Genomic DNA, 23,279 nt, shown 5'->3' with positions numbered 1-23,279 from the left:
CGGTCCGAGGGGGTTCGCGGGCGCGGCCGCACCCCCGCTGCCGGGGCATTGTCAGTGGTGGGCGGCAGGATGGAGGGCATGACGAACTCAGCTGTTGTGCTCGCCGATACCGCGGCCTACGCCGTCGCGGTCGAAGAGGCGTCGCAGGCCGCCGCCGCGTACTACGCCACGGGCGAGAGCACGCTCGACGACGACGCGTACGACCGGCTGGCGCGCGGGATCGCCGCGTACGAGCGGGCCCACCCGCAGGAGGTGCTGGCCGACTCGCCGACGGGCAAGGTGGCGGGCGGCGCGGCGGTCGGGGATGTGCCGCACACGGTGCCGATGCTCTCCCTGGACAACGTCTTCTCGGCGGAGCAGTTCGTGACCTGGACCGCGTCGCTGGAGCGCCGGATAGGCAGGCCGGTCGCGGCCTGGAGCGTCGAGCCGAAGCTCGACGGGCTGGCGGTCGCCGCCCGTTACCGCGAGGGCCGGCTGGAGCAGCTGATCACCCGCGGCGACGGCACGGCAGGTGAGGACGTCTCGCACGCGATCGGCACCGTCGTCGGGCTTCCCGGTCAGCTCGCCGAGCCGGTCACGATCGAGGTGCGCGGCGAGATCCTGATGACGGCCGAGCAGTTCGAACAGGCCAACACGGTCCGCACCGAACACGGCGGCGCCCCCTTCGCCAACGCGCGCAACGGCGCGGCGGGCACCCTGCGCGCCAAGGACCGCCCGTACACCGTGGAGATGACGTTCTTCGCGTACGGCGCCCTGCCGCTGCCCGGCTCCGGCGAGCCGGCCGGCACCCTGGCCGAGCTGTCCCACAGCGAGGTCCTCGGCCGTGCGGCGGAGCTCGGCGTGCACACCGCCGCGGACACGGACGTGGCGCCGCGCACCGTCACCACCGTTGAGGACGTCCAGCTGCGGGTCGAGGAAATCGCGGCGCTGCGCGCCTCGTTGCCCTTCGGGATCGACGGCATCGTGATCAAGGCCGACCTCGCCGCCGACCGGCACGACGCCGGCTCGGGCACCCGGGCACCGCGCTGGGCCATCGCGTACAAGCTGCCGGCCGTCGAGAAGGTCACCCGCCTCCTCGGCGTCGAGTGGAACGTGGGCCGCACCGGCATCATCGCGCCGCGTGCGGTGCTGGAGCCGGTCGAGATCGACGGATCGACCGTCGGCTACGCCACCCTGCACAACCCGGCCGACATCACCCGCCGCGATCTGCGTCTGGGCGACCACGTGATGGTCTACAAGGCGGGCGACATCATCCCCCGCGTCGAGGCCCCCGTCGCCCATCTGCGGACCGGTGAGGAGCAGCCGGTCGTCTTCCCCGAGGCCTGCCCGCAGTGCGGCTCCGAGATCGACACGAGCGAGCAGCGCTGGCGCTGCGTCCGTGGCCGGAACTGCCGCCTCGTCGCCTCCGTCTCGTACGCGGCGGGGCGCGACCAGCTCGATATCGAGGGCCTCGGCGCGACCCGGGTCGTCCAGCTCGTCGATGCCGGTCTGGTCACCGACTTCGCCGATCTGTTCGCACTGGAGCGCGGGCAGCTGCTCGGACTGGAGCGGATGGGCGACACCAGTACCGACAATCTGCTGGCCGCGATCGACACGGCACGCGCCCAGCCGCTCTCGCGGGTGTTCTGCGCCCTGGGGGTGCGCGGCACCGGACGTTCCATGTCGCGGCGGATCGCCCGGTATTTCGCGGACATGGACCGCGTCAGGGCCGCCGACGCCGAGACGCTCCAGCTCGTCGACGGCATCGGCAAGGAGAAGGCCGCGGGTGTCGTCGCGGAGCTGGTGGAGCTGGCCCCGCTGATCGAGAAGCTGGTCGCCGCCGGGGTCAACATGACGGAGCCGGGTGCGACCCCGCCCCCGGAGCCGGGCGAGGGGGCCGACGCGGACGGCTCCGGAGGCGAGGGCGACGAGGGTGCGGACGGGCGGCCGCTGGCCGGGATGACCGTGGTGGTCACCGGGGCCATGACGGGCGCGCTGGAGAAGCTCTCGCGCAATGAGATGAACGAGCTGATCGAGCGGGCGGGCGGGAAGGCCTCCTCCAGCGTCTCCAAGCGCACCACGCTGCTGGTGGCCGGCGAGAAGGCCGGGTCCAAGCGCACCAAGGCGGAGGGCCTGAGTGTCCGGATCGCCGCCCCCGAGGAGTTCGCCGAGCTGATCGAGGAGTTCCTGCCGTCCTGAGGGCTGTCCCCGGCCGTGTCCGCCCAGGAGTGAGGACGGGCCCTTGGATTTTGCGTGGGAGTGGCTTTCTTTGCCTACCTATTGCATAGTGAGGGATCGGCCATGCCTCGCTATCAGCGGGTCAATGGGTGTGTGCACGGCTGCGCCAGCAGACCGGGGGTGAGGGGCGATGCGTTCTTTGCGCGACGGACAGCGACACGTTCGCTCCGTCCACCGGCAGCACCGGGGAGTGACCCGGGGGCTCGCGCTCGACCTCGGCAGCTCGCGCACCCGCGCCTGGGTCCCCGGGCAGGGCGTCGTCGTCGACACCGGAGACGGCCCCGGCGGTGAGTACGGCCAGGGCAGCCCGGTACGGCGCGGACGCATCGTCGACACCGAGTCCTGCGGGCGGATGCTCGGCCGTATCACCGATACGGCACTGGGCGCCGACCGCAGCGACACCGTGATCGTCCTCAGCCACCCCGTGCTCGCGGGCACCGAACACCGCGCCGCCGCACGGGAGATCCTGGCCACGCTCGGCCCTTCGAGCGTCATCGTCCTGGACAGCGCCAGGGCCACCGCCGCATGCGCCGGCCCGCAGGACGGCGGCCCGCTGCTGGTCGTCGACATCGGCGCCGAACTGACCGAGGCGACGCTCCTGGTGGACGGGCTGGTCCGCGACGCGCGGCTGGCCGAGACCGGGCTCAGCGATCTGGAACCCGGCGATCCGCCCACCGCTGTCGTCCGGGCCGTCCTGGACATGATCATGACGATGTGGCAGCAGGACCGCCACGGCGCGGTGCTCGGCGCCCTGCGCAAGGGCCCGCTGCTCGCCGGCGGCGGTGCGCTGCGCCCGGACGTCACCAACCGGATCGCGCTCCGCCTCGGCGTTCCGGTCCGTCTCCCGGACGACCCGGCGACCACGGTCGTACGCGGGGCCGGGCTGTTGCTCAGCTCCGTGCTCCGCCACTCCGCGGTCGCACCGGCCCTGCCCGGCCGAGCCGGGTGACCCCCCTCCCGGGGGCGTCCCGGGGCGACGCGCACCCGCGGGACCGGCCGGACACCCCGGCGCACCGCCGTCGCGCGGCTTCGGCGCGGCGGTTCCTCGCCGCACTGCTCCTCGCCGTCCTCACCGTCGCCGGCGGCGCGCCCGCGGCCGCTGGAGCCGGGCTCCCCGCCCGGTCCACGGCCGGTCCGGCGTCCCCCGGCGCCCACGACATCCACGACGTACCCCGCGGCCGTACCCGCGCCGCCGCCGGGAGCCTGCGGCCGGGGCCGGAGACCGTGCCCCAGCCGTGGGTCGCCGCCGAACACCCCCGTCCCCCTCAGCACCTCCCGCCGTCCGGTCCCGGTTCCCTGCTGCCGTGCCCGCCCGGCCTCCCGCTGCCGCATCCCGTCCCCGGATGCACCGTCGGTGGACCCCCGGCCGGCGCCGACCGCTTCCGCGCGGCGCTCCCCGGTGTGCGCGGGCCTCCGGGTACGGCCGTTCACCGGCCGTGGGACCTGTCACCGGTCCCGTCCCGCACCCCTGCCGCGGCGCCCTGACCGAGGGGCCCGGCGCCCCTCGGAGGAAACGCATGACTCGCGCCACCATGGTGCGGGCGGTTCTGGCTCTGGCCGTATCGCTCGTCGCCGTGCTCATCACGCTGACCATGTCCCCCAGGCTCGGCCTCGACCTCCAGGGCGGCACCAGAATGGTGCTCCAGGCCAAGGACTCCGGCACCGCGAAGGCGGACCGCGAGAGCACCGACCGCACCCTGGAGGTGCTGCGCAAACGCATCGACTCACTCGGTGTCGCGGAACCGACCCTGACCCGCTCCGGCGAGGACCGGATCATCGTCGAACTCCCGGACGTGCAGGACCCGCGCAAGGCCGCCGAGGTCATCGGCAGAACCGCCCAGCTGACCTTCCACGCCGTGCAGGGCCCCGGAGCACCCGCCGGCTCGGGGACCGAGGACGGGCTGACGCTCCCCGACGAGCAGGGCAGCCGCCTCGCCCTGGGCCCTGCCGCGCTCTCCGGCGCGGGCGTCAAGGACGCCTCCGCCTCGTTCGACGCCCAGCAGGGCGCCGGCTGGTCCGTCTCCCTGGACTTCCACAAGGACGCCGGACGGGACTGGACCCGGCTGACCGGGGAGGCCGCCTGCAACCCGGTCCAGGACGAGCGGCGCCGCGTCGCCATCGTCCTGGACAAGCAGGTGATCTCCTCGCCGCAGGTCTCCCCGACCGTCGGCTGCAACACCGGTCTGCCCTCCGGCTCCACCCAGATCACCGGCTCCTTCAGCGCCGACGAGGCCCGCGAGCTCGCCCTGCTGATCCAGGGCGGAGCGCTGCCGGTGCCCGTCGAGATCGTCGAGCAGCGGACCGTCGGCCCGACGCTCGGGGCCGACGCCATCGACGCCAGCGCCCGCGCCGCCCTCATCGGCGCCGCGGCCACGGCACTGTTCATCACCGTCGTCTACCGGCTCTTCGGCGCGCTCGCCGCCGTAGCCCTCGGCGCCTACGGAGTGATCTCGTACGCGGCGCTCGTCGCGCTCGGCGTCACACTCACCCTGCCCGGACTCGCCGGATTCGTCCTGGCCATCGGCATGGCGGTCGATGCCAACGTGCTGGTCTTCGAACGGGCCAGAGAGGAATACGCCCAGTATCCGGGCCGGTCCCTGCGCACCTCCCTGACCGCCGGGTTCCGGCACGCCTGGAGCGCCGTCGCCGACTCCAACATGACGACACTGATCGCGGCGGGACTGCTCTTCTTCCTCGGCTCGGGCCCGGTCAAGGGCTTCGGCATCACGCTCGGCATCGGCGTCCTCGCGTCGATGTTCTCCGCACTGGTCATCGCCCGCGCCCTCACCGAGATCGCCGCGGGCTCCAAGTTCGTCGGCGACTACCGGGGCATCAACGGCATCGCCAGCCCCGGCCGGGTACGGACCTGGCTGAACCGCCGCAATCCGCAGCTGATGCGGTCCCCGCGCCGCTGGCTCATGGTCTCCGCGGTGCTGATCGCCGTGGCGGTGACCGGCATCCTGGTGCGCGGGGTCAACCTCGGCGTCGAATTCACCGGGGGCCGCCTCGTCGAGTACTCGACCAGCCGCCCCGTCGACGTCGAGACCGCCCGTTCCGCGCTGGCCGGCGCGGGCTTCGGCGACGCCGAGGTCACCACGGCGGGTGCGGGCGACATCTCGGTACGGACCGGGGAACTCGACAACGCCGGCGAACAAACGCTGCGCGCGGCCCTGACCGAGGAGGGCGGCGAGACCACCAAGGTCCGGGACGAACTCATCGGCCCAAGCCTGGGCGACGAGCTACGGCGCAACGCCCTGATCGCGCTGGGCATCGCCGTCCTCGTCCAGCTGGTCTATCTGGCCGTCCGGTTCCGCTGGACGTTCGCGGTGGCCTCGGTCGGGGCGCTGGTCCACGACGTGATCATTCTGGTGGGTGCCTTCGCCTGGCTGGGACGTACCGTGGACGGCATCTTCCTGGCGGCGCTCCTCACCGTCATCGGGTACTCCGTCAACGACTCGGTGGTGGTCTTCGACCGGGTCCGGGAGCTGTGGGCCAAGGCCCGCAAGAAGCCGCTCGGGGCAGTGGCGAACCGGGCCGTGCTGCAGACGGTTCCCAGAACCGTCAACACCGGGATGGGCGCCCTGTTCATCCTTGTCGCGCTGGCCGTCCTGGGCGGTGACTCGCTCGCGGACTTCGCCCTCGCCCTGCTGATCGGCATCGTCGTCGGGACGTACTCCTCGGTCATGACCGCGGTGCCGGCCGCACTTCTTCTGGAGCGCGGCAGCAAGGCCCCGCCGCCGGTCCGCAAGAGCGCGCCGCGCGGCAAATCCGGCGCCAAGCGCCGGGACCCGCTCGACAACGGGGCGCGCGTGTAATCCGGTCGCTACGCCCGTCGCCCCCGTGCCGCAGAGCGGTGCGGGGGCGACGCGCGTCGGTCGTGGCATTCGCACCGGGCACAACGGCACAATCCTGATCAATAACCCCGTGATCGGAGCGTGCCTGTGCCCGTCGTGCTGCGTGAGGCATGGACCACCCTCGTACCGGACATGAACGACCGGCACGGGCCGCTGCCGCCGCTGATGCTCGCCCTGACGGTCGTCACCGGACTGGTCGACGCCGTCAGCTACCTGCAACTGGGCCGGGTCTTCGTCGCGAACATGACCGGAAATGTGGTCTTCACCGGCTTCGCGTTCGCCGGAGCCCCCGGCTTCTCCCTGGCCGCCTCGCTCATCGCGCTCGGCGCGTTCGCGGCCGGGGCGCTGGCGGGCGGCCTGATCGTCCACCACTCCCACGCCCACCGCGGCCGCATGCTGCTGCACGCGCTGTGCGTCGAGACCCTGTGCGTACTGGCCGCCCTCGTTGTCACGCTGATCTCAGGCAGCCCGTACGACGGCGGCGTGCGGTTCGCCCTCATCGTGCTGCTCGCCCTGGGCCTCGGTGTGCAGAACGCCGTCTCGCGGGCACTCGCCGTACCCGACCTCACCACCACCGTGCTGACCCTGACCATCACCGGCATCGCCTCCGACGGACGGCTCGCAGGGGGCGGCGGCAGCAAGGCCGGCCGCCGGATCCTCTCGGCCGCCGCCATGCTGGCCGGTGCCCTGGTCGGAGCCGTGGCCGTGCTGCACGGACATCCGACCCTGCCGCTGGTCCTGGCCGTGGCGATCCTCGCGGTGGTGTGCCTGGCCGCGCAGGTCCTGGCGCGGGCGGACGGCCCGTGGACCCTGCCCGTCGTCAAGAAGTAGCGGGCGGCCGCGGCCGTACGTCCTCAGGGCACGAGCGAGCGCAGATACGCCGCGGTCTCCGGGTCGGCGGGCAGGAACGTCTCGATGGCCAGTTCCGCGACCGTCACGTCCATCGGTGTGTTGAACGTGGCGATGGACGAGATGAAGGAGAGCAGCCGCCCGTCCTGCTCGATCAGCAGCGGCAGCGCGAACGGCACCGACGACGAGGGCTCGTCCCACTCCTGACCGCCGGCCCTCGGCCCCACCGGATAGCCCGCGACCTCCTCGTACAGCTCACGCAGCTCCGCCGAACGGACCAGCGCGATCTGACGCTCCATCTGCGCCAGCAGATCGGCCCGCCACTCCCGCAGATTGTGGATCCGGGGGGCCAGCCCCTGCGGGTGCAGGGTGAGCCGCATCGCGTTCAGCGGCGGGGCGAGCAGATGCTCCGCCACCCCGTCCGTCAGCCGGGCGATCCCCTGATTGGCCGCCACCACGTTGTACATGCCGTCCACGACGAGCGCCGGATACGGCTCGTACCCCTGAAGCAGCCGGTCCAACCCCTCGCGAAGCGCCCCCATCGCGGGATCGTCGAGAGCGGTCTCCGTGTAGCGGGGGGCGTATCCGGCGACCACCAGCAGGGCGTTGCGTTCCCGTACGGGTACGTCCAGGTGCTCCGCCAGCCGCAGGACCATCTCCTCGCTGGGGCGGGCGCGGCCCGTTTCGATGAAGGAGATGTGCCGGGCCGAGGAGTCGGCCCGCAGCGCGAGTTCCAGCTGGCTGATCCGGCTCCGCTCCCGCCAGCTGCGCAGCAGCGGCCCTACCCCCGTGTCAAGCGCGACAGTCGTCATACGGAGACCGTAACGTCACCGGCACCGCCGACCGGTACCGACCACGAGTGAGGGAGCCACCGTATGCCCGCCGCACCACTGCCGCAGAACGAGATCGAGAGCCAGCTGCGCGAACTGCCCGGCTGGACGCTGGAGGGTGACCGCATCACCCGCACCTACCGGCTCCCGTCGCACTTCGCCGCCGCCGGGCTCACCGTCCATGTCGCCCAGATCCAGGACGAGCTGAACCACCACTCCGATCTGACGCTCGGGTACGACACCGTCGCGCTCTCGGTGAACTCCCACGACGCGGGCGGGAAGGTCACCGAGAAGGATCTGACCCTCGCCGCCAGGGTGGCGGCCGTCGCGCCGGGCCACGGGGCGCGGTAGACGCGGCCGGCGGACCGTCAGGGCGTCATGCCGAAGCGGGGATGCGCGGCCAGCCAGCGCGTGCAGCTGTCGCTGCGCTCCACCGCCTCGGCGTACGCCGCCCGGGTGTGTCCGCCCACCGCTCCGGCCGCCGCCGACGCGGCCGCCGAGCGCGGATGCCAGCCCAGCAGATGGCGCCAGCTCAGCGGCGACCCGGTGATCGGACGGGTGACCACGCCGGGCGTCGGCGGGAACGTCGCCCGGCACAGCCCGACGGCGCGTCCCACCTGGACCAGATGGACGAAGGACGCGGTGTCCGTCTCGTACACCGACGCCGGGCTGAAGCCCGCCCGCGCGCAGGCGGCCACGAAACAGTCCGTGAAGCAGCCCTCGCCGGGCACGTCGGCCCAGTACTCGTCCGCCAGCGCGGCGAGCTCCAGCTCGGGTTCCCCGGCCAGCGGATGGCTCTCCGGCAGCATCACGAAGACCGGATCGATCCCGACGGCCTGCCACGTCAGCCGGTCCGCGAGCGGCGGCGAGCTCTCGCCACAGGCGCCGATGAGCGCGAAGTCCAGCCGCCCGTCGAAGAGTTGGGCAGCCAGCTCGGCCACCGACCAGGAGGTGTACGTGGACACCAGCGCGTCCGGGTGCGCCGCGGCCAGCCGGTCGACGAGGCCGCCGAGCAGCGGTCCGTGCGTGCCGCCCAGCCGGAACCGTTCCATGGCCCCCCGCGCGTTGGCGAACCGCACCGCCTCCTCCTGGAGCTCGCTGACCGCGGGCAGCACCACCCGGGCCCGCTCCAGCACCAGTTCGCCCAGGGGTGTGGGCCGCGCGCCCGTGTGGTCCCGGTCGAACAAGGGGCCCCCGAGCGCTTTCTCGATGCGCCGCAACTGCGCGCTCAGGGCAGGCTGTGCGAGCCCGAGCGCGGCGGCCGCCTTGGTGAGACTTCCGGTGTCGGCGATGGCACGTACGGTTCGCAGATGGCGCAACTCCAGCTCCATAAGCGCAAGTTATGGCCCAGGTGGCTCGCTGGCAATCGTGACCGGGTGGACCCGGCCCCGATCGCTTTTGGGGGCGGCTCCCGTCAGAGCGCGGAGGTGTGCGACAGGAACAGGACGGCTGTCGACAACGCGAGCATGCCCAGGCAGTTCAGCCAGAACTCCTGCTTGAGGAACCGGGCCCGGTAGTGGGCGTAGGCGGCGCACAGGAAGTAGGTGATCACCGCGACGTTGGTCGTCACGCCGACACCCTCGTACCGGAGTCCGGCGGCCAGCCCTGCCGCCGCCAGGAGCTTGACGACCACCAGCGCCCACCACCAGTCGCGGGGGAAGCGCACCCCGTCCAGGCACCGTTGAATGAACATCGGGGGGCGCACGGACATGATCGCGTCGGAGAACAGCACCACGGCGAGCAGTGCGGTCGGCCACCACGGGTCGGGAGTGCTGATCATCGCTGACTTCCTTCGTGGTGGACGACGAAACCGATGACTTCTCGGAACTGGGCGACCGCCGCCCGCTGGTCGAGGGCGCCGTTGCCGACGGTCATGAGGATGCCCAGGTAGGCGAAGTAGAGGGTGCGTGCGCCGGCGCCCGCCTCGGTGGTGGTGAGCGGCGTACGGGCCAGGAGGGCCTCAAGTTCGGTGAGCAGGGCCTGGGCGAGGCCTTGGAAGACCTCTGACTCATGGGTGCCGCGGACGATGACCGCGGCGTACTCCCGGGACAGTTCGAGGTCGAGGGCGAAGTAGGTGATGAAGGGTTCGACGAGATTCAGCACCTGCCGGGCCGCCGCCTCGGCGGGCAGCGGGGTCGCGTCGCCCTGCTCGTGCGGGCCCTCCCGGCCGTGGTGCACGGCGGCGATCCAGGTGTCGAAGATGGCGACGAGCAGCGCGTCCTTGTCACCGACCGACATGACAGTGCCCGTGCTCACCTCGGCGTCGGTGGCGATCTGGCGGATCGTGCTGGAGCCGAATCCCTGCTCGCGGAAGAGCCGTTCGGCCGATGACAGCACCTTGCTCCGCGTCGCCCTCCGTTGCGCAGCCCTTGACTGAACGTGTTCAGTGAACATGTTCGGGATAATAGGGAGTGAGCCCCGCACGCGCAAGGGGCACGCCGGCCGGCGACCTCGGCGATACGGGCACAGCCGTCGCACCGTGCCGCGTCGGTGCGGTGTCCTAGAGTTGTTCGAATGCTGGACTACGACGACGAGGCGACCGGCTACGACTCCACGCGCGGCGGCGTGCCCCGGGCGGAGGCCGCCGCAGCCTCGGTGCTCGGCCTCATCCCGCCCGGTGCCCGCTCCCTGCTGGACATCGGCTGCGGCACCGGGCTGGTCACCGAGCGGATCGCGGAAGGCCGGCCCGGTCTGCGGGTGTCCGGCTCCGACGCCGCCCCCGGCATGGCCCGGATCGCGCGACAGCGCATCGGTGCCGTGGTGCTGGCCGACGCGCGTCGGCTGCCCCTGCGGGACGGGGCGGTCGACGCGGTGGCGGCCGTCTGGCTGCTGCACCTGCTGCGTGAGACGGGCGACGTGCGAGCCGTGGTGGCGCAGGCGGCGCGGGTGCTGCGGCCCGGCGGCACGTTCGTCACCACCGTCGACAAGGACGCGTCGCACGATGTGGCCAGTGACATCGACGAGGTGTTCGCCCCGTACCTGGCTCCCTCCCCGTCCGACGCCACCGACCGGGTCATCGGGTACGGGGCCGAGTGCGGTCTCGACGTGGTGGGGAGCGCCGTCTTCCGCGGGCACGGGCAGGGCGGGACGCCGACCGCTGCCATACGCGGCCTGCGTCGCGGCTACTACGCCTCGCGCCTGGCACTGCCCGGGACGGCGGCCGAACGGCTCGTCGAAGCCCTGGCCGCGCTGCCCGGACCCGACCGTTGCCGTGCCGAACCGGAGTACCGGCTGCTGGCGTTCCGCCGCCGGCCGGGCCCGCCCCGAGCGTGACGCCCCCAGCTCTCACCCGTGCCGCGCCTCGCGAGACAGAGCGGGACTTCCGGAACACGCCCTACGCGTCCCAGGCCCCGCCTCGCGCGGCCTCGGCGGCGAAGGCGGTGAACGACGACGGATCGCGCCCCAGGGCCTGCTTGACGCCCTCCGTGACCGTGGCGTTGTGCCCGTCCAGCAGCATCGCGAACAGCTCTGCCAGGAAGCCCGCTTCGGCCTCCGGCACGCCGTACTCCGCCAGCATCGCCGCGTACTCGGGACCCGTCACCGGGACGTAGCGCACCTCGCGCCCGGCCGCCCGGCTGATCTCCGAGGCCGCCTCGGCGAAGGTCAGCAGCCGGGGGCCGGTCAGCTCGTGCACCCGGCCCGCGCCGCCCTCCCCGCACAGCGCCGCGACCACCACGTCGGCGACGTCACCGGTGTCCACGAACGGCTCGGCGACGGAGCCGGCCGGGAACACCAGCTCGCCGCCCAGCACGCCGTCGAGCAGGGCGCCCTCGCTGAAGTTCTGTGCGAAGAACGCCGAGCGCACAACGGTGAGTTCGGCGTCCCCGGCCGCCGCGCGCAGCGCCTCCTCCGCGACCACCGCCCGCGGCTCGCCGCGACCCGACAGCAGCACCAGCCGCCGCACCCCGCAACCCCGCGCGATCCGTCCGAAGGCCGCCATCGCCTCCGGGGCGCCGGGCGCCGCCAGATCGGGGTAGTACGCGATGTACGCCGCGTCCGCACCCCGCAGCGCGGCCTCCCAGCCCGACTCGTCCGCCCAGTCGAAGGGAACCCCGCCGCCGCGTGATCCGGCCCGCACGTGCACCCCGCGCGCGGTGAGCCGCTCCACCACCCGGCGGCCCGTCTTGCCCGTTCCGCTCGTCACCAGCACCGGGCCGGCCGTGCGGGTCTCCTGCTGCTGGTTCGCCATGTCCTTTGTCATGGCTCAAGGCTCGCCGCACGGCCCCGCCCGTTCCATCCCTCAGCCGCTCAGCTCCCTACGCGAACGTCTACGCTGCCGGCCATGGACGCACTTGCCGGACTTCTGGACGGGCCGCGGGCCAGGGGGGCCTTTCTGCTGCGGATGGTGATGGAACCGCCGTGGTCCGTACGGATCGAGGACCGGGCCCCGCTCTGCCTGATGTCCATGACCGCGGGCGAGGCCTGGGTCGTCCCCGCCGAAGGCGCCGAACCGGTGCTGCTGCGCCCCGGTGACCTGGCCATCGCGCGTGGCCCGGAGCCGTACACCGTCGCGGACCGGCCCGGTACCGCGCCGCAGACCCGGATCGGTCCGGGCGGCACCTGCACCACCCTGCGCGGCGAACCGCTCTCCCGGTCCATGCACTTGGGCGTACGTACCTGGGGCAACGCCCCGGACGGCGCGGCGACCATGCTCGTCGGCACCTATCTGCTGGACGGCGAGATCAGCAGACGGCTCCTCGACGCTCTGCCCGCGCTGCTCCTCCTCCCCGGCGACGGCCGGATAAGCGCCCTGCTGACGCTGCTGGACGGCGAGATCGCCAGGGACGAGCCGGGGCAGAGCGTGGTGCTGGACCGGCTGCTCGACCTGCTGTTGATCGACGCGCTGCGCACCTGGTTCTCCCGGCCCGGCGCCGAGGCCCCCGGCTGGTACCGGGCCATGGGCGACCCCGTCGTCGGCCGGGCGCTGCGGCTGCTTCAGAACGAGCCGGCCCGCCCCTGGACGGTCGCTGCCCTGGCCGACCGGACCGGGGTCTCCCGGGCCGGGCTCGCCCGGCGGTTCACCGAGCTGGTGGGGGAGCCCCCGATGGCGTATCTGACGGGCTGGCGCCTCGCCGTCGCGGCGGATCTGCTGCGGGAGACGGACGCGACGGTGGAGGCGGTGGCCCGGAAGGTCGGCTACAGCCAGGCGTTCGCCTTCAGCACCGCTTTCAAACGGGTCCGCGGGGTCGCCCCGCAGGACTACCGCAACGGCCGAGGCTTGCCGGAGTGGCAATAAAGTTTGCCTGTGGCTTGATGTGTGGTGAGGCTGTCCACATGAGCAACGACACCGGTCACGGTCATCACCACGACAACAGCCACGGTCACCGGCACGACAGCGGCCATGCCCACCATCACGACCCCGCCGATCTCGACTGGGACGTCATGGGCCCCCTGCTGGAGCGGAACGCCGAGCTCAGCACCGGGCAGTACACGGAGGCGGCCCGCTGGATCGCCACTCTGCCCGACGCGCCGAACGTCCGCCGGGTCCTGGACATCGGCAGCGGACCGGGCGTCATCGCCTGCCTGCTCGCCGAGGTGTTCCCGCAGGCCGAGGTCGTCGCCGTCGACGGCACCCCGGCCCTGCTGGAACGCACCCGAGACCGCGCGAAGCGGCTCGGGCTCGCCGACCGCGTCACCACCCTGCACGCCGACCTGCCCGGCGAGCTGGGGCGCGCGGGCGAGGCGGACCTGATCTGGGCGGGCAACGCCCTGCACCACATGGGCGACCAGCGCGCCGCGCTGGCCGGATTCGCCGGGCTGCTGCGTCCCGGCGGCACCGTCGCACTCGTCGAGGGCGGGCTCCAGCCGCGCCACCTCCCGCGCGACATCGGCTTCGGCCGGCCCGGTCTGGAGGAGCGGCTCGACGTGGTCCAGGCCGAGGTCTTCGAGCAGATGCGGGCCGACCTGCCCGACACCAAGCGGGAGACCGAGAACTGGGCCGCCCTGTTCACCTCGGTGGGCCTCGATCCGCAGGGCACCCGCAGCTTCCTGCTCGACCTGCCCGCACCCCTCAGCGACGTGGCACGGGACCATGTCATCGCCGATTTCGCCCGCCGCCGCGCGGGCCTCGGCGAGCGGCTCGACGCCGAGGACAACGCGGTGCTCGGCCGGCTGACCGACCCCGGGGACCCGGCCGGGCTGCACCGGCGCACCGACACGTTCCTGCTGATGGCCCGGACGTTCCACCTCGGCCGGAAGGCCTGAGCACGGCCTGAGCACGGCCTGAGCGCGGTCTGAGCGCGGTCCGAGTACGGCCTGAGCGCATCCCGGGTCCGCCGCGCGGCCCGGTTCCGCCACCGAAACGGCGAACCGCCGCCCGGCCAGGGGCCGGACGGCGGTTACGGGTGGATCAGCGGCGGAACGCCGAGGCTCAGGCGCCGATGTTCAGGCGCCGATGTTCATCTGACCCGGGTGCGAGCCCAGACGCTTGCCCTCGTCCAGCGCCGCGAACGCGGCCAGGTCGTCGTCGTCCAGCTCGAAGCCGAACACATCGATGTTCTCCGCGATCCGCGACGGGGTCACGGACTTGGGGATCACCACATGGCCGGTCTGGAGGTGCCAGCGGAGCACCGCCTGAGCCGGCGTGCGGCCGTGCTTCCGCGCGACCGCGACCACCGTCGGGACCTCCAGGAGGCCCTTGCCCGAACCCAGCGGCGACCAGGCCTCGGTCACGATGCCGTGCTTGGCGTGCAGTGCGCGGGACTCGGCCTGCTGGAGCTGCGGGTGCAGCTCGATCTGGTTGACCGCCGGTACGACGGAGGTCTCGCCGAGCAGCCGCTCCAGGTGCTCGGGGAGGAAGTTCGACACACCGATGGCCTTCGCGCGGCCGTCGGCGTAGATCTTCTCGAACGCCCGGTAGGAGTCCACGTACGCGTCCTTGGCCGGGGTCGGCCAGTGGATCAGGTACAGGTCGACGTAGTCGAGACCGAGCTTGTCCAGCGAGGCGTCGAAGGCGCGCAGCGTCGAGTCGTAACCCTGCTCGCTGTTCCACAGCTTCGTGGTCACGAAGAGCTCTTCGCGGGCGACACCGGAGGCGGTGATGGCCTTGCCGGTGCCACTCTCGTTGCCGTAGATCGCGGCGGTGTCGATGCTCCGGTACCCGGACTCGATGGCTATGGCGACCGCCTTCGCGGCCTCGTCGTCCGGCACCTGCCAGACTCCGAAACCGAGCTGGGGCATCTCGACGCCGTTGTTGAGGGTGAGGGAGGGGACCTGGCTCACGAGCGGTCGATCCTTACGTTGGGGGGTGGGACTCCACATGTCAACGATCAAGACGGCCCGCGCATTCCCGTCTCCGGGCCGATTCTCCCGGAACGGTACTCCCCGAGGGATCCGCGGGCGGGGCACTCCCCGCGAACCGTGCGCCCGGCCGCCGGCTCAGCGGTACAGCGCGTCCACCTCGGCCGCGTACGCGGTCTCTATCGCCTTGCGCTTCAGCTTCAGCGACGGTGTCAGCAGTCCGTGCTCCTCGGTGAACTGATGCGCCAGGATCCGGAACGTCCGGATCGACTCGGCCTGCGACACAGCCGTGTTCGCGGCCACCACCGCCCGCCGGACCTCCATCTCCAGATCCGGGTCCCGCACCAGTTCGCCGGGTGACATCCGCTGCCGTCCCCGCATGGCGAGCCAGTGCTCCACGGACTCCTGGTCCACGGTGACCAGGGCCGCGATGTACGGCCGGTCGTTGCCGACCACGATGCACTGCGCCACCAGCGGATGCGCCCGCACCCGCTCCTCCAGACCGCCCGGTGAGACGCTCTTGCCGCCGGACGTCACCAGGATCTCCTTCTTGCGCCCGGTGATCGTCAGATAGCCGTCGTCGTCCAGCGCACCCAGATCCCCGGTGGCCAGCCAGCCGTCGTTCAGCACCGCGTCGGTGGACTCCGGGTCGCCCAGATACCCGGAGAACACGTTGCTGCCGTGCACCCAGATCTCGCCGTCGATGGCGATGTGCACCGTGGTGCCGGGGATCGGCTGCCCGACCGTGCCGTACCGGGTGCGCTCCGGCGGATTGGCGGTGGCCGCCGCGGTCGACTCGGTCAGCCCGTACCCCTCGTACACCGTGACACCGGCCCCCGCGAAGAACAGCCCGAGCCGGCGCTCCATCCCCGAGCCGCCGGACATGGCGTGCCGGATCCGGCCGCCCATCGCCTCGCGCACCTTCCTGTACACGGCCTTCTCGAAGAACTGGTGCTGCATCCGCAGCCCGGCGGACGGGCCGGGACCGGTCCCGAACGCCCGCGCCTCCATCGCCTCGGCGTACTTCACCGCGATGTCCACGGCCTTGTCGAAGGGGCCGGCCCGGCCCTCCGTCTCGGCCTTGCGGCGGGCCCCGTTGAAGACCTTCTCGAAGATGTACGGCACCGCCAGGATGAACGTGGGGCGGAACGTCACCAGGTCCGGCATCAGCGCCTTCGCGGACAGCTCCGGCTGGTGGCCCAGCTTCACCCGGCCGCGGATCGCCGCGACCTCCACCATCCGCCCGAAGACGTGCGCCAGCGGCAGGAAGAGCAGGGTCGAGGCCTCGTCGCCCCGCCTGGAGTGGAAGACCGACTCCCAGCGCGAGGCCATCGTGTCCGTCTCGAACATGAAGTTGGCGTGCGTGATCACACAGCCCTTGGGCCGCCCCGTCGTGCCCGACGTGTAGATGACCGTCGCCACCGAGTCGGGCGTCACGGCCCGCCGGTGCCGGTGCACCACCTCGTCCTCGACGTGGACGCCCGCGGAGAACAGCTCGGACACCGCGTCGGTGTCCAGCTGCCACAGCCGCTTCAACTGGGGAAGCTGGTCGATGACCGAGGCGACCGTCATCGCGTGGTCCTCGTGCTCGACCATCACCGCCGAGACGTCGGCGTCGTGGAGCATCCACAGGACCTGCTCGGCCGAGGACGTCGGATAGACCGGCACGGACTGCGCGCCGACCGCCCACAGGGCGAAGTCGAAGAGCGTCCACTCGTAGCGGGTGCGCGACATCAGCGCGACCCGGTCGCCGAACCGCACGCCGTGCGCGATCAGCCCCTTGGCCAGTGCGAGCACCTCGTCGCGGAACGTCGCAGAGGTGACATCAAGCCAGCGTCCGGACGTGTCCTTGCGACCGAGCGCGACCCGGTGCGGATCCTCCTCGGCGTAGTCGAAAACCACATCAGCGAGCCCGCCCACGTGGGGCGCGGCCGCCATGGGTGGGACAGTGAACTCGCGCAATGACCTGCTCCTTGTGGCGCTCCGCACAGCGCCGTGACGCTACCCCACCGGGCGCGGCGGGGGGAGGGCCCGAAGCGGCCCGTAAAACATGGCGTCTGCACTGGTCAGGGGCTGAAATCCGGCCAGATGGGCAAGGCTCGGGCGCGCTTCCGACCAAGGAGTAAGTGGCTCGCGCGGGAATCTCCACCGAATCTGTACGCCGCGATCACTGCCGTTCCGTGCGGTTACGGGGGGTTGATCCGCAGCCGCCGGGCCTGACCGGGTTGGGCCGCCCCCTGCGGCGAGCGCCGCGTAGCGTTCATTCTCCCCCTCAGGGCTGTCCCGCAATCCCCGGCGGCCGGATCAGCCGGTCGCCGCCCGCCAGGATCGCCGCCGCGAGCGCGTCCGCGGCCTGCTGCGCACCGTCCCGGCGGCGGCCGTGCAGCAGGACGAAATCCACCTCGCCGAGCTCCGGCAGCCCCGCCCTGGCCGGCACCGGGACCAGTCCGGGCGGTACCAGGCCCCGGCTGTGCGCCATCACGCCGAGCCCCGCGTGGGCGGCCGCGATCAGTCCGCTGAGGCTGCCGCTGGTGCACGCCACCCGCCAGGAGCGGCCCTGGCCCTCCAGCACCTCCAGCGCGCGGGCCCGGGTGATGCCCGGCGGCGGGAAGAGGATCAGCGGCACCGGCCGGTCCGGGTCGATCCGCAGTCGCGGCGCCCCGATCCAGGTCAGCGCGTCCTGCCAGACCAGCTCCCCATGGGTGTCACCGGTCCGCCGTTTCGCCAGCACCAGATCGAGCCGGCCCGCCGCGAGCCGCTGGTGCAGCGTGCCCGACAGCTCCACGGTCAGCTCCAGCTCGACCTCCGGATGGTCGCGGCGGAACGACTGGAGGATCTCCGGCAGCCGCGTCAGCACGAAGTCCTCCGAGGCCCCGAACCGCAGCCGCCCGCGCAGCCGGGTGCCGGTGAAGAACGCCGACGCCCGCTCGTGGGCCGCCAGGATCGTCCGGGCGAAACCGAGCATCGCCTCGCCGTCCACGGTGAGATCGACCCGGTGCGTGTCACGGGTGAACAGCTGCCGCCCGGCCGCCTCCTCCAGCCGCCGCACATGCTGGCTCACGGTGGACTGCCGCACCCCGAGCCGGTGGGCGGCCCGGGTGAAGCTCAGTGTCTGGGCGACGGCGAGGAAGGTGCGCAGCTGCGCGGGGTCGTACATGCCCGACACGTTATCGCGAACCGTGATCACAGTAAGAGCGGTATACCGGATTCCCGATGTCGGTGATCGCGAGCAGGATGGGCAGGGCACGACCATGAACGAGAGAACACGTGGAGCACATGAGCCGCCGCACCCCGCAGTTGCCGTCCTGGCTGCCGATCGACCCGTACATCATGGCGTTGATCGGCACCGTCGTACTCGCGGCGCTGCTGCCGGCCTCCGGCGCGGCCGCAGAGGTGGCGGGCGACGCCTCCACCGGTGCGGTCGCGTTCCTCTTCTTCCTCTACGGCGCGCGGCTCTCCACCGCCGAGGCACTCGAAGGACTGCGGCACTGGCGGCTCCACCTCACCGTCCTGGCCTGCACCTTCGTCGCGTTCCCGCTGCTGGGGCTGGCGAGCTGGGGACTCGTGCCGTACGTACTGACACCGCAGCTCCAGAGCGGCTTCCTCTTCCTCTGCCTGGTCCCCTCGACCATCCAGTCGTCGATCGCCTTCACCTCGATCGCCCGCGGCAACGTCCCCGCGGCGATCTGCGCGGGCTCCTTCTCCTCGATCGCCGGAATCTTCATCACCCCGCTGCTCGCGGCCGCACTGCTCGGCAACAGCGGCGGCGGGTTCTCCGGGGACGCGCTGCTGAGGATCGGCGTCCAGCTGCTGCTGCCGTTCGTCGCGGGACAGCTGCTGCGCCGCTGGATCGGCGGCTTCATCGCCCGGCACAAGAAGATCCTCGGCTATGTCGACCGGGGCTCGATCCTGCTGGTCGTCTACACCGCGTTCAGCGAGGGCATGGTCGCCGGCATCTGGCACCAGGTCACCCCGGCCCGGCTCGGGGCGCTGCTCGCTGCCGAGGCGGTGCTCCTCGCGCTGATGCTCGCGCTGAGCTGGTACGGGGCGAAGCGGCTCGGCTTCGGCCGGGAGGACCGCATCGCCATCCAGTTCGCCGGTTCGAAGAAGAGCCTGGCCTCCGGCCTGCCGATGGCCAGCGTCCTGTTCGGCGCGCAGGCGAGCCTCGCCGTGCTGCCGCTGATGCTCTTCCACCAGATGCAGCTCATGGTGTGCGCGGTGATCGCGAAACGGCGCGCCCGGGACCCGCGGGAGGCGGGTACGGACGGCGCGGGAGCCCGTCACGGTGACCTGACGGGAACCGTGGTGGCGGGCTGAGGCCGGCGGCCGGTGCAGGGGCGCTCCCCGCCGGCCGGACCCCGGACCCGTGCGGCGGGCAGGACGCCCAGGGCTGGTGTCCCTAGCTCTGGACGGCCGTCGCCTCCAGGGCGATGCGGTGCTCACCCGCGTACACGTTCATGGAAGGGCCCCGCAGGAAGCCGACCAGCGTCAGACCGGTCTCGGCCGCCAGATCGACGGCGAGGGACGACGGCGCCGAGACGGCCGCCAGCATCGGGATGCCCGCCATCACCGCCTTCTGCGCCAGCTCGAAGGAGGCCCGCCCCGAGACCAGCAGGATCGACCGGGACAGCGGCAGCCGGTTGTCGGTGAGGGCCCGGCCGACCAGCTTGTCGACCGCGTTGTGCCGGCCCACGTCCTCCCGGATGTCCATCAGCTCGCCCGTCTCGGAGAACAGCGCCGCCGCGTGCAGACCCCCCGTCCGGTCGAACACCTGCTGCGAGGCGCGCAGCAGGCCGGGGAGCGTGGCCAGCAGCGACGGCTCGACCCGGACCGGGGGAGTGTCGGCGACGGGGTGCCGGGTCGTGGTGCGGACCGCGTCCAGACTGGCCTTGCCGCACAGCCCGCAGGAGGACGTCGTGTAGACGTTGCGCTCCAGCGTGATGTCGGGGACCACGACGCCGGGTGCGAGCCGTACGTCCACCACGTTGTACGAGTTGACCCCGTCGGCCGTCGCCCCGGCGCAGTACGCGATCGACTGCACCTCGTGGCCCTCGCCGAGCACGCCCTCGCTCACCAGGAAGCCCGCCGCCAGCGCGAAGTCGTCGCCCGGGGTGCGCATCGTGATGGCGAGCGGCTTGCCGTTCAGCCGGATCTCCAGGGGTTCCTCGGCGACGAGCGTGTCGGGGCGGGTGGTGACGACCCCGTCCCGGATGCGGATGGTGCGGCGGCGCTCGGTGACCCGTCCCATGACCGTTGGACCCGATTCTGTACGTGGTGGAAGCCGAAAGCGGCCCTGGATACGGAGGATGCCGTGGGTCACCGGGCTGTCGTGCGGCGAGGTGACCTTGTCGATCTCATTGTCCTGCATAGGGAGCGCGACATGGGGGAGGAGTGCGGGGAGGGAGCAGGAGACACTGCCCAGTCGACAGAATATTGTCGACAATATGCGGTCTGGACGGTCAAGGCTGTCGTCAAGCCTCCAATCGTCGGCCGCGAATCCTGTGGGATCACGTGTCTCTGTACCGGTCAGTAGCGACCAAGACTGAATGGTTCCTGCCATATGTAGCGAGGGGAACCTGAATATGACCGGCTCACGTGTCGTGGCGCTCGGCCACTATCAGCCCGCCAGGGTGCTCACCAACCATGACCTGGCGGCCATGGTCGACACCAGTGACGAGTGGATCACCAGCCGCGTCGGCATCAAGACCCGCCACCTCGGCGGCCCCGACGAGCCGGTGGACGAGCTTGCCGCGCACGCGGCGGCCAAGGCCCTCGCTGCCGCCGGGCTCCAGCCCGCGGACATCGACCTGGTCCTGGTCGCCACCTCCACGGCGATCGACCGGTCGCCGAGCATGTCGGCCAGGGTCGCCGCCCGCCTCGGCATGGCCTCGCCCGCGGTGATGGACATCAACGTGGTCTGTTCCGGTTTCACCCACGCTCTCGCCACCGCCGACCACGCCGTGCGGGCGGGCGCCGCCAGCCGTGCGCTGGTGATCGGCGCCGACAAGATGGGCGACATCGTCGACTGGACCGACCGCTCCAGCTGTGTGCTGATGGGTGACGGCGCCGGTGCGGCGGTCGTCGTCGCCGACTCCGGCGCGGCCGGCCGGCCCGGGATCGGGCCGGTGCTGTGGGGTTCCGTGCCCGGTATGGGGGACGCGGTGCGGATCGAGGGGACGCCGCCGCGCTTCGCCCAGGAGGGGCAGTCGGTCTACCGCTGGGCGACCACCCAGCTGCCGCCCATCGCGCGCAAGGTGTGTGAGAAGGCCGGTATCACCCCCGAGGATCTCGCCGCGGTGGTGCTGCATCAGGCCAATCTGAGGATCATCGAACCGGTCGCCAGGAAGATCGGCGCGGTCAACGCCGTCATCGCCCGGGACGTTGTGGATTCCGGCAACACATCGGCCGCCTCGATCCCGATGGCCCTGTCCAAGCTGGTGGAGCGGGGCGAGGTCGCCACCGGAGCCCCGGCGCTGCTTTTCGGCTTCGGCGGGAACCTCAGTTACGCGGGTCAGGTGATCCGCTGTCCCTGAGGGGCCTTGCGCTCCGTCAACGCCGCCTTCCACGCCAAGGTCATGGAGCTGGCCGGCAACGTCGTACTCGCCGAGCTCGCCGGCCAGGTGGACCGCCGGGTCCGCTGGTACTGCACCCCGGTCGCCCGCCAGCGCGGCACCCGGTCCTGGACCGAGCACCGCTCCCTGATCGCCGCGAGCTCCTCGCGCGACGAGCAGCAGGCCACGGCGATCATGCGGGCGCACACGGAGCACACCCGCCGGACCTGCCGCGAGCGGGAAGAGAGCTGATCCCGCCGCTTCCCCCGCCCTCGAACGCCGGCTGAGAAATCAGCCCGTCCGGCGATCGGGGGCATTGTCGTGCCCGGCGCCGGCGGTGCCCGGCGCCGTCCTCGGGCACCACCCCGCGCACCCCTTTGTCCTCAGGGTGGAGAAAGTTGTGGTGGATTCCTGCGCAACTTCTTCCCACTCCGGGCGAGCGCTGCTACGTTCCCCTCCAAAGCCCGACGGACAGGCCGATGTGGCGGGGAGGGGCGCGTGAGACGTATGACGGCACGACCCGCGAATGCGCATCAGGCGCGACTGCTCCGGCTGTTGCGCGACGGCGGGCCCAACTCACGGGCACAGCTGGGGGATCAGGTCGATCTCTCCCGCTCCAAGCTCGCCGTCGAGGTGGACAGACTGCTGGAGACCGGCCTTGTGGTGGCCGACGGACTCGCCGCATCCCGCGGCGGGCGTCGCTCGCACAACATCCGGCTCGCCCCGGCACTGCGCTTCCTCGGCGTCGACATCGGCGCCACCTCGGTCGATGTGGCGGTCATCAACGCGGAGCTGGAGGTCCTGGGCCACCTCAACCACCCCATGGACGTACGCGAAGGACCCGTCGCCATCTTCGAGCAGGTGCTGTCCATGGCGGCCAAGCTCCGGGCCTCCGGGCTCGCCGAGGGGTTCGACGGCGCGGGCATCGGCGTACCGGGACCGGTCCGCTTCCCCGAGGGGATTCCGGTCGCACCGCCGATCATGCCCGGCTGGGACGGCTTCCCGGTCCGCGAGGCACTCAGCCAGGAGCTGGGCTGCCCCGTGATGGTCGACAACGACGTGAACCTGATGGCGATGGGGGAGCAGCACGCGGGCGTCGCCCGCTCCGTGGGCGACTTCCTCTGCGTCAAGATCGGTACCGGTATCGGCTGCGGCATCGTCGTCGGCGGAGAGGTCCACCGCGGTACGACGGGCAGTGCGGGCGACATCGGCCACATCCAGGTCGAACCGGACGGGCGCCCCTGCGCCTGTGGCAACCGGGGCTGCCTGGAAGCACACTTCAGCGGCGCCGCACTGGCCCGAGACGCCGAGGACGCGGCCCGTTCCGGACAGTCCGCGGAGCTCGCGGCCCGGCTGGCGGTGTCCGGGAAACTCACCGCCGTCGATGTGGCCGCGGCCGCGGCCGCGGGCGATGCCACCTCGCTCGACCTGATCCGCGAAGGCGGCAACCGGGTCGGTCAGGTCATCGCGGGGCTTGTCAGCTTCTTCAACCCCGGTCTGGTGGTGATCGGCGGCGGGGTGACCGGACTGGGTCACACCCTGCTGGCCAGCGTCCGGACCCAGGTCTACCGGCAGTCGCTGCCGCTGGCCACCGGCAACCTTCCCATCGTGCTGGGCGAGCTGGGACCCGCCGCCGGAGTGATCGGCGCGGCCAGGCTCATCAGCGACCACCTCTTCTCACCGGCCTGACCCAGCACCACCGGCCCGCTCACCGGGTCGCAGCACCGTGCAAGAGCCGC

At 72.1% G+C, this 23,279-nt stretch carries 21 protein-coding genes and 1 pseudogene; 13 read left to right on the top strand and 9 right to left on the bottom strand.

Annotated features, from left to right (window positions below; genetic code table 11):
• Positions 1-69 precede the first annotated feature (69 nt).
• The 5 genes from ligA to ACZ6S6_RS06740 all read left to right on the top strand — a co-directional run bounded on the left by ligA (position 70) and on the right by ACZ6S6_RS06740 (position 6,902).
• Positions 70-2,178 (top strand): NAD-dependent DNA ligase LigA, encoded by a 2,109-nt coding sequence (gene ligA, locus ACZ6S6_RS06760; protein ID WP_469704217.1) that lies wholly within the window; start codon positions 70-72, stop codon positions 2,176-2,178.
• 169 nt (positions 2,179-2,347) lie between these two features.
• Positions 2,348-3,166: a rod shape-determining protein MreC gene (locus tag ACZ6S6_RS06755; RefSeq protein WP_362954362.1), complete on the top strand. Its 819-nt coding sequence runs from the start codon at positions 2,348-2,350 to the stop codon at positions 3,164-3,166.
• Positions 3,163-3,702 (top strand): hypothetical protein, encoded by a 540-nt coding sequence (locus ACZ6S6_RS06750; protein WP_469704216.1) that lies wholly within the window; start codon positions 3,163-3,165, stop codon positions 3,700-3,702. Before ACZ6S6_RS06755 ends, ACZ6S6_RS06750 begins: the two co-directional genes overlap by 4 nt.
• A gap of 32 nt (positions 3,703-3,734) precedes the next feature.
• Positions 3,735-6,032, top strand: a complete 2,298-nt coding sequence (gene secD / locus ACZ6S6_RS06745) for a protein translocase subunit SecD (RefSeq protein ID WP_469704215.1) — start codon at positions 3,735-3,737, stop codon at positions 6,030-6,032.
• Positions 6,033-6,158: 126 nt separating this feature from the next.
• Positions 6,159-6,902 carry a YoaK family protein gene (locus ACZ6S6_RS06740; RefSeq protein ID WP_469704253.1) on the top strand — a complete coding sequence of 248 codons (744 nt, stop codon included), beginning with the start codon at positions 6,159-6,161 and terminating at the stop codon, positions 6,900-6,902.
• Between the two features lie 23 nt (positions 6,903-6,925).
• Here the strand turns inward: ACZ6S6_RS06740 and ACZ6S6_RS06735 are convergent, their stop codons facing one another.
• Positions 6,926-7,732, bottom strand: a complete 807-nt coding sequence (locus ACZ6S6_RS06735) for a helix-turn-helix domain-containing protein (protein ID WP_469704214.1) — start codon at positions 7,730-7,732, stop codon at positions 6,926-6,928.
• Positions 7,733-7,795: 63 nt separating this feature from the next.
• Here ACZ6S6_RS06735 and ACZ6S6_RS06730 point away from each other — a divergent pair, with 63 nt between their 5' ends.
• Entirely contained in the window at positions 7,796-8,101 is a 306-nt protein-coding gene (locus ACZ6S6_RS06730) for a 4a-hydroxytetrahydrobiopterin dehydratase (protein WP_469704213.1), read from the top strand.
• Positions 8,102-8,118: 17 nt separating this feature from the next.
• Here ACZ6S6_RS06730 and ACZ6S6_RS06725 read toward each other — a convergent pair whose 3' ends face one another.
• The 3 genes from ACZ6S6_RS06725 to ACZ6S6_RS06715 form a co-directional block, all read right to left on the bottom strand.
• A complete protein-coding gene (locus ACZ6S6_RS06725) occupies positions 8,119-9,081 on the bottom strand; it encodes a LysR family transcriptional regulator (RefSeq protein ID WP_362954352.1) in 963 nt (320 codons plus the stop codon).
• Positions 9,082-9,164: 83 nt separating this feature from the next.
• Positions 9,165-9,530 (bottom strand): DoxX family protein, encoded by a 366-nt coding sequence (locus ACZ6S6_RS06720; RefSeq protein WP_469704212.1) that lies wholly within the window; start codon positions 9,528-9,530, stop codon positions 9,165-9,167.
• Complete coding sequence (locus tag ACZ6S6_RS06715; RefSeq protein ID WP_469704211.1) at positions 9,527-10,087, bottom strand: TetR/AcrR family transcriptional regulator; 561 nt, start codon at positions 10,085-10,087, stop codon at positions 9,527-9,529. Before ACZ6S6_RS06715 ends, ACZ6S6_RS06720 begins: the two co-directional genes overlap by 4 nt.
• 177 nt (positions 10,088-10,264) lie before the next feature.
• Between ACZ6S6_RS06715 and ACZ6S6_RS06710 the strand changes: the two genes are divergently transcribed.
• Positions 10,265-11,023 (top strand): class I SAM-dependent methyltransferase, encoded by a 759-nt coding sequence (locus ACZ6S6_RS06710; RefSeq protein WP_469704210.1) that lies wholly within the window; start codon positions 10,265-10,267, stop codon positions 11,021-11,023.
• A gap of 61 nt (positions 11,024-11,084) precedes the next feature.
• On the opposite strand, the gene ACZ6S6_RS06705 is transcribed toward ACZ6S6_RS06710, so the two are convergent.
• Positions 11,085-11,951 carry a Rossmann-fold NAD(P)-binding domain-containing protein gene (locus tag ACZ6S6_RS06705; protein ID WP_469704209.1) on the bottom strand — a complete coding sequence of 289 codons (867 nt, stop codon included), beginning with the start codon at positions 11,949-11,951 and terminating at the stop codon, positions 11,085-11,087.
• Between the two features lie 81 nt (positions 11,952-12,032).
• Between ACZ6S6_RS06705 and ACZ6S6_RS06700 the strand changes: the two genes are divergently transcribed.
• Positions 12,033-12,986 carry an AraC family transcriptional regulator gene (locus ACZ6S6_RS06700; protein ID WP_469704208.1) on the top strand — a complete coding sequence of 318 codons (954 nt, stop codon included), beginning with the start codon at positions 12,033-12,035 and terminating at the stop codon, positions 12,984-12,986.
• 38 nt (positions 12,987-13,024) lie between these two features.
• Entirely contained in the window at positions 13,025-13,954 is a 930-nt protein-coding gene (locus ACZ6S6_RS06695; RefSeq protein WP_469704207.1) for a class I SAM-dependent methyltransferase, read from the top strand.
• Positions 13,955-14,134: 180 nt separating this feature from the next.
• Here the strand turns inward: ACZ6S6_RS06695 and ACZ6S6_RS06690 are convergent, their stop codons facing one another.
• The 3 genes from ACZ6S6_RS06690 to ACZ6S6_RS06680 all read right to left on the bottom strand — a co-directional run bounded on the left by ACZ6S6_RS06690 (position 14,135) and on the right by ACZ6S6_RS06680 (position 18,155).
• Entirely contained in the window at positions 14,135-14,971 is an 837-nt protein-coding gene (locus tag ACZ6S6_RS06690) for an aldo/keto reductase (RefSeq protein ID WP_362954338.1), read from the bottom strand.
• Positions 14,972-15,127: 156 nt separating this feature from the next.
• On the bottom strand, positions 15,128-16,927 hold the full coding sequence (locus tag ACZ6S6_RS06685) for an AMP-dependent synthetase/ligase (RefSeq protein WP_469704206.1): 1,800 nt from the start codon (positions 16,925-16,927) through the stop codon (positions 15,128-15,130).
• Between the two features lie 334 nt (positions 16,928-17,261).
• Positions 17,262-18,155, bottom strand: coding sequence for a LysR substrate-binding domain-containing protein (locus ACZ6S6_RS06680; RefSeq protein ID WP_362954540.1), 894 nt, complete (start codon positions 18,153-18,155; stop codon positions 17,262-17,264).
• A gap of 110 nt (positions 18,156-18,265) precedes the next feature.
• Between ACZ6S6_RS06680 and ACZ6S6_RS06675 the strand changes: the two genes are divergently transcribed.
• Complete coding sequence (locus ACZ6S6_RS06675) at positions 18,266-19,306, top strand: bile acid:sodium symporter family protein (protein ID WP_362954335.1); 1,041 nt, start codon at positions 18,266-18,268, stop codon at positions 19,304-19,306.
• An 82-nt stretch (positions 19,307-19,388) separates the two neighbouring features.
• On the opposite strand, the gene fdhD is transcribed toward ACZ6S6_RS06675, so the two are convergent.
• Positions 19,389-20,237, bottom strand: a complete 849-nt coding sequence (gene fdhD, locus ACZ6S6_RS06670; RefSeq protein WP_469704205.1) for a formate dehydrogenase accessory sulfurtransferase FdhD — start codon at positions 20,235-20,237, stop codon at positions 19,389-19,391.
• Between the two features lie 334 nt (positions 20,238-20,571).
• Here fdhD and ACZ6S6_RS06665 point away from each other — a divergent pair, with 334 nt between their 5' ends.
• The 3 genes and pseudogenes from ACZ6S6_RS06665 to ACZ6S6_RS06655 all read left to right on the top strand — a co-directional run bounded on the left by ACZ6S6_RS06665 (position 20,572) and on the right by ACZ6S6_RS06655 (position 23,229).
• Entirely contained in the window at positions 20,572-21,522 is a 951-nt protein-coding gene (locus ACZ6S6_RS06665) for a beta-ketoacyl-ACP synthase III (RefSeq protein ID WP_362954331.1), read from the top strand.
• A gap of 12 nt (positions 21,523-21,534) precedes the next feature.
• Positions 21,535-21,792: pseudogene (locus tag ACZ6S6_RS06660) on the top strand (FCD domain-containing protein); the annotation flags it as partial.
• A gap of 255 nt (positions 21,793-22,047) precedes the next feature.
• Positions 22,048-23,229 carry an ROK family transcriptional regulator gene (locus ACZ6S6_RS06655; RefSeq protein WP_362954329.1) on the top strand — a complete coding sequence of 394 codons (1,182 nt, stop codon included), beginning with the start codon at positions 22,048-22,050 and terminating at the stop codon, positions 23,227-23,229.
• Positions 23,230-23,279 lie beyond the last annotated feature (50 nt).

It is taken from the genome of Streptomyces sp. NPDC048671 (assembly GCF_055587045.1).
Note: the sequence above shows the minus strand (reverse complement) of the source record. Positions and strands in the feature narration are given on the sequence as shown.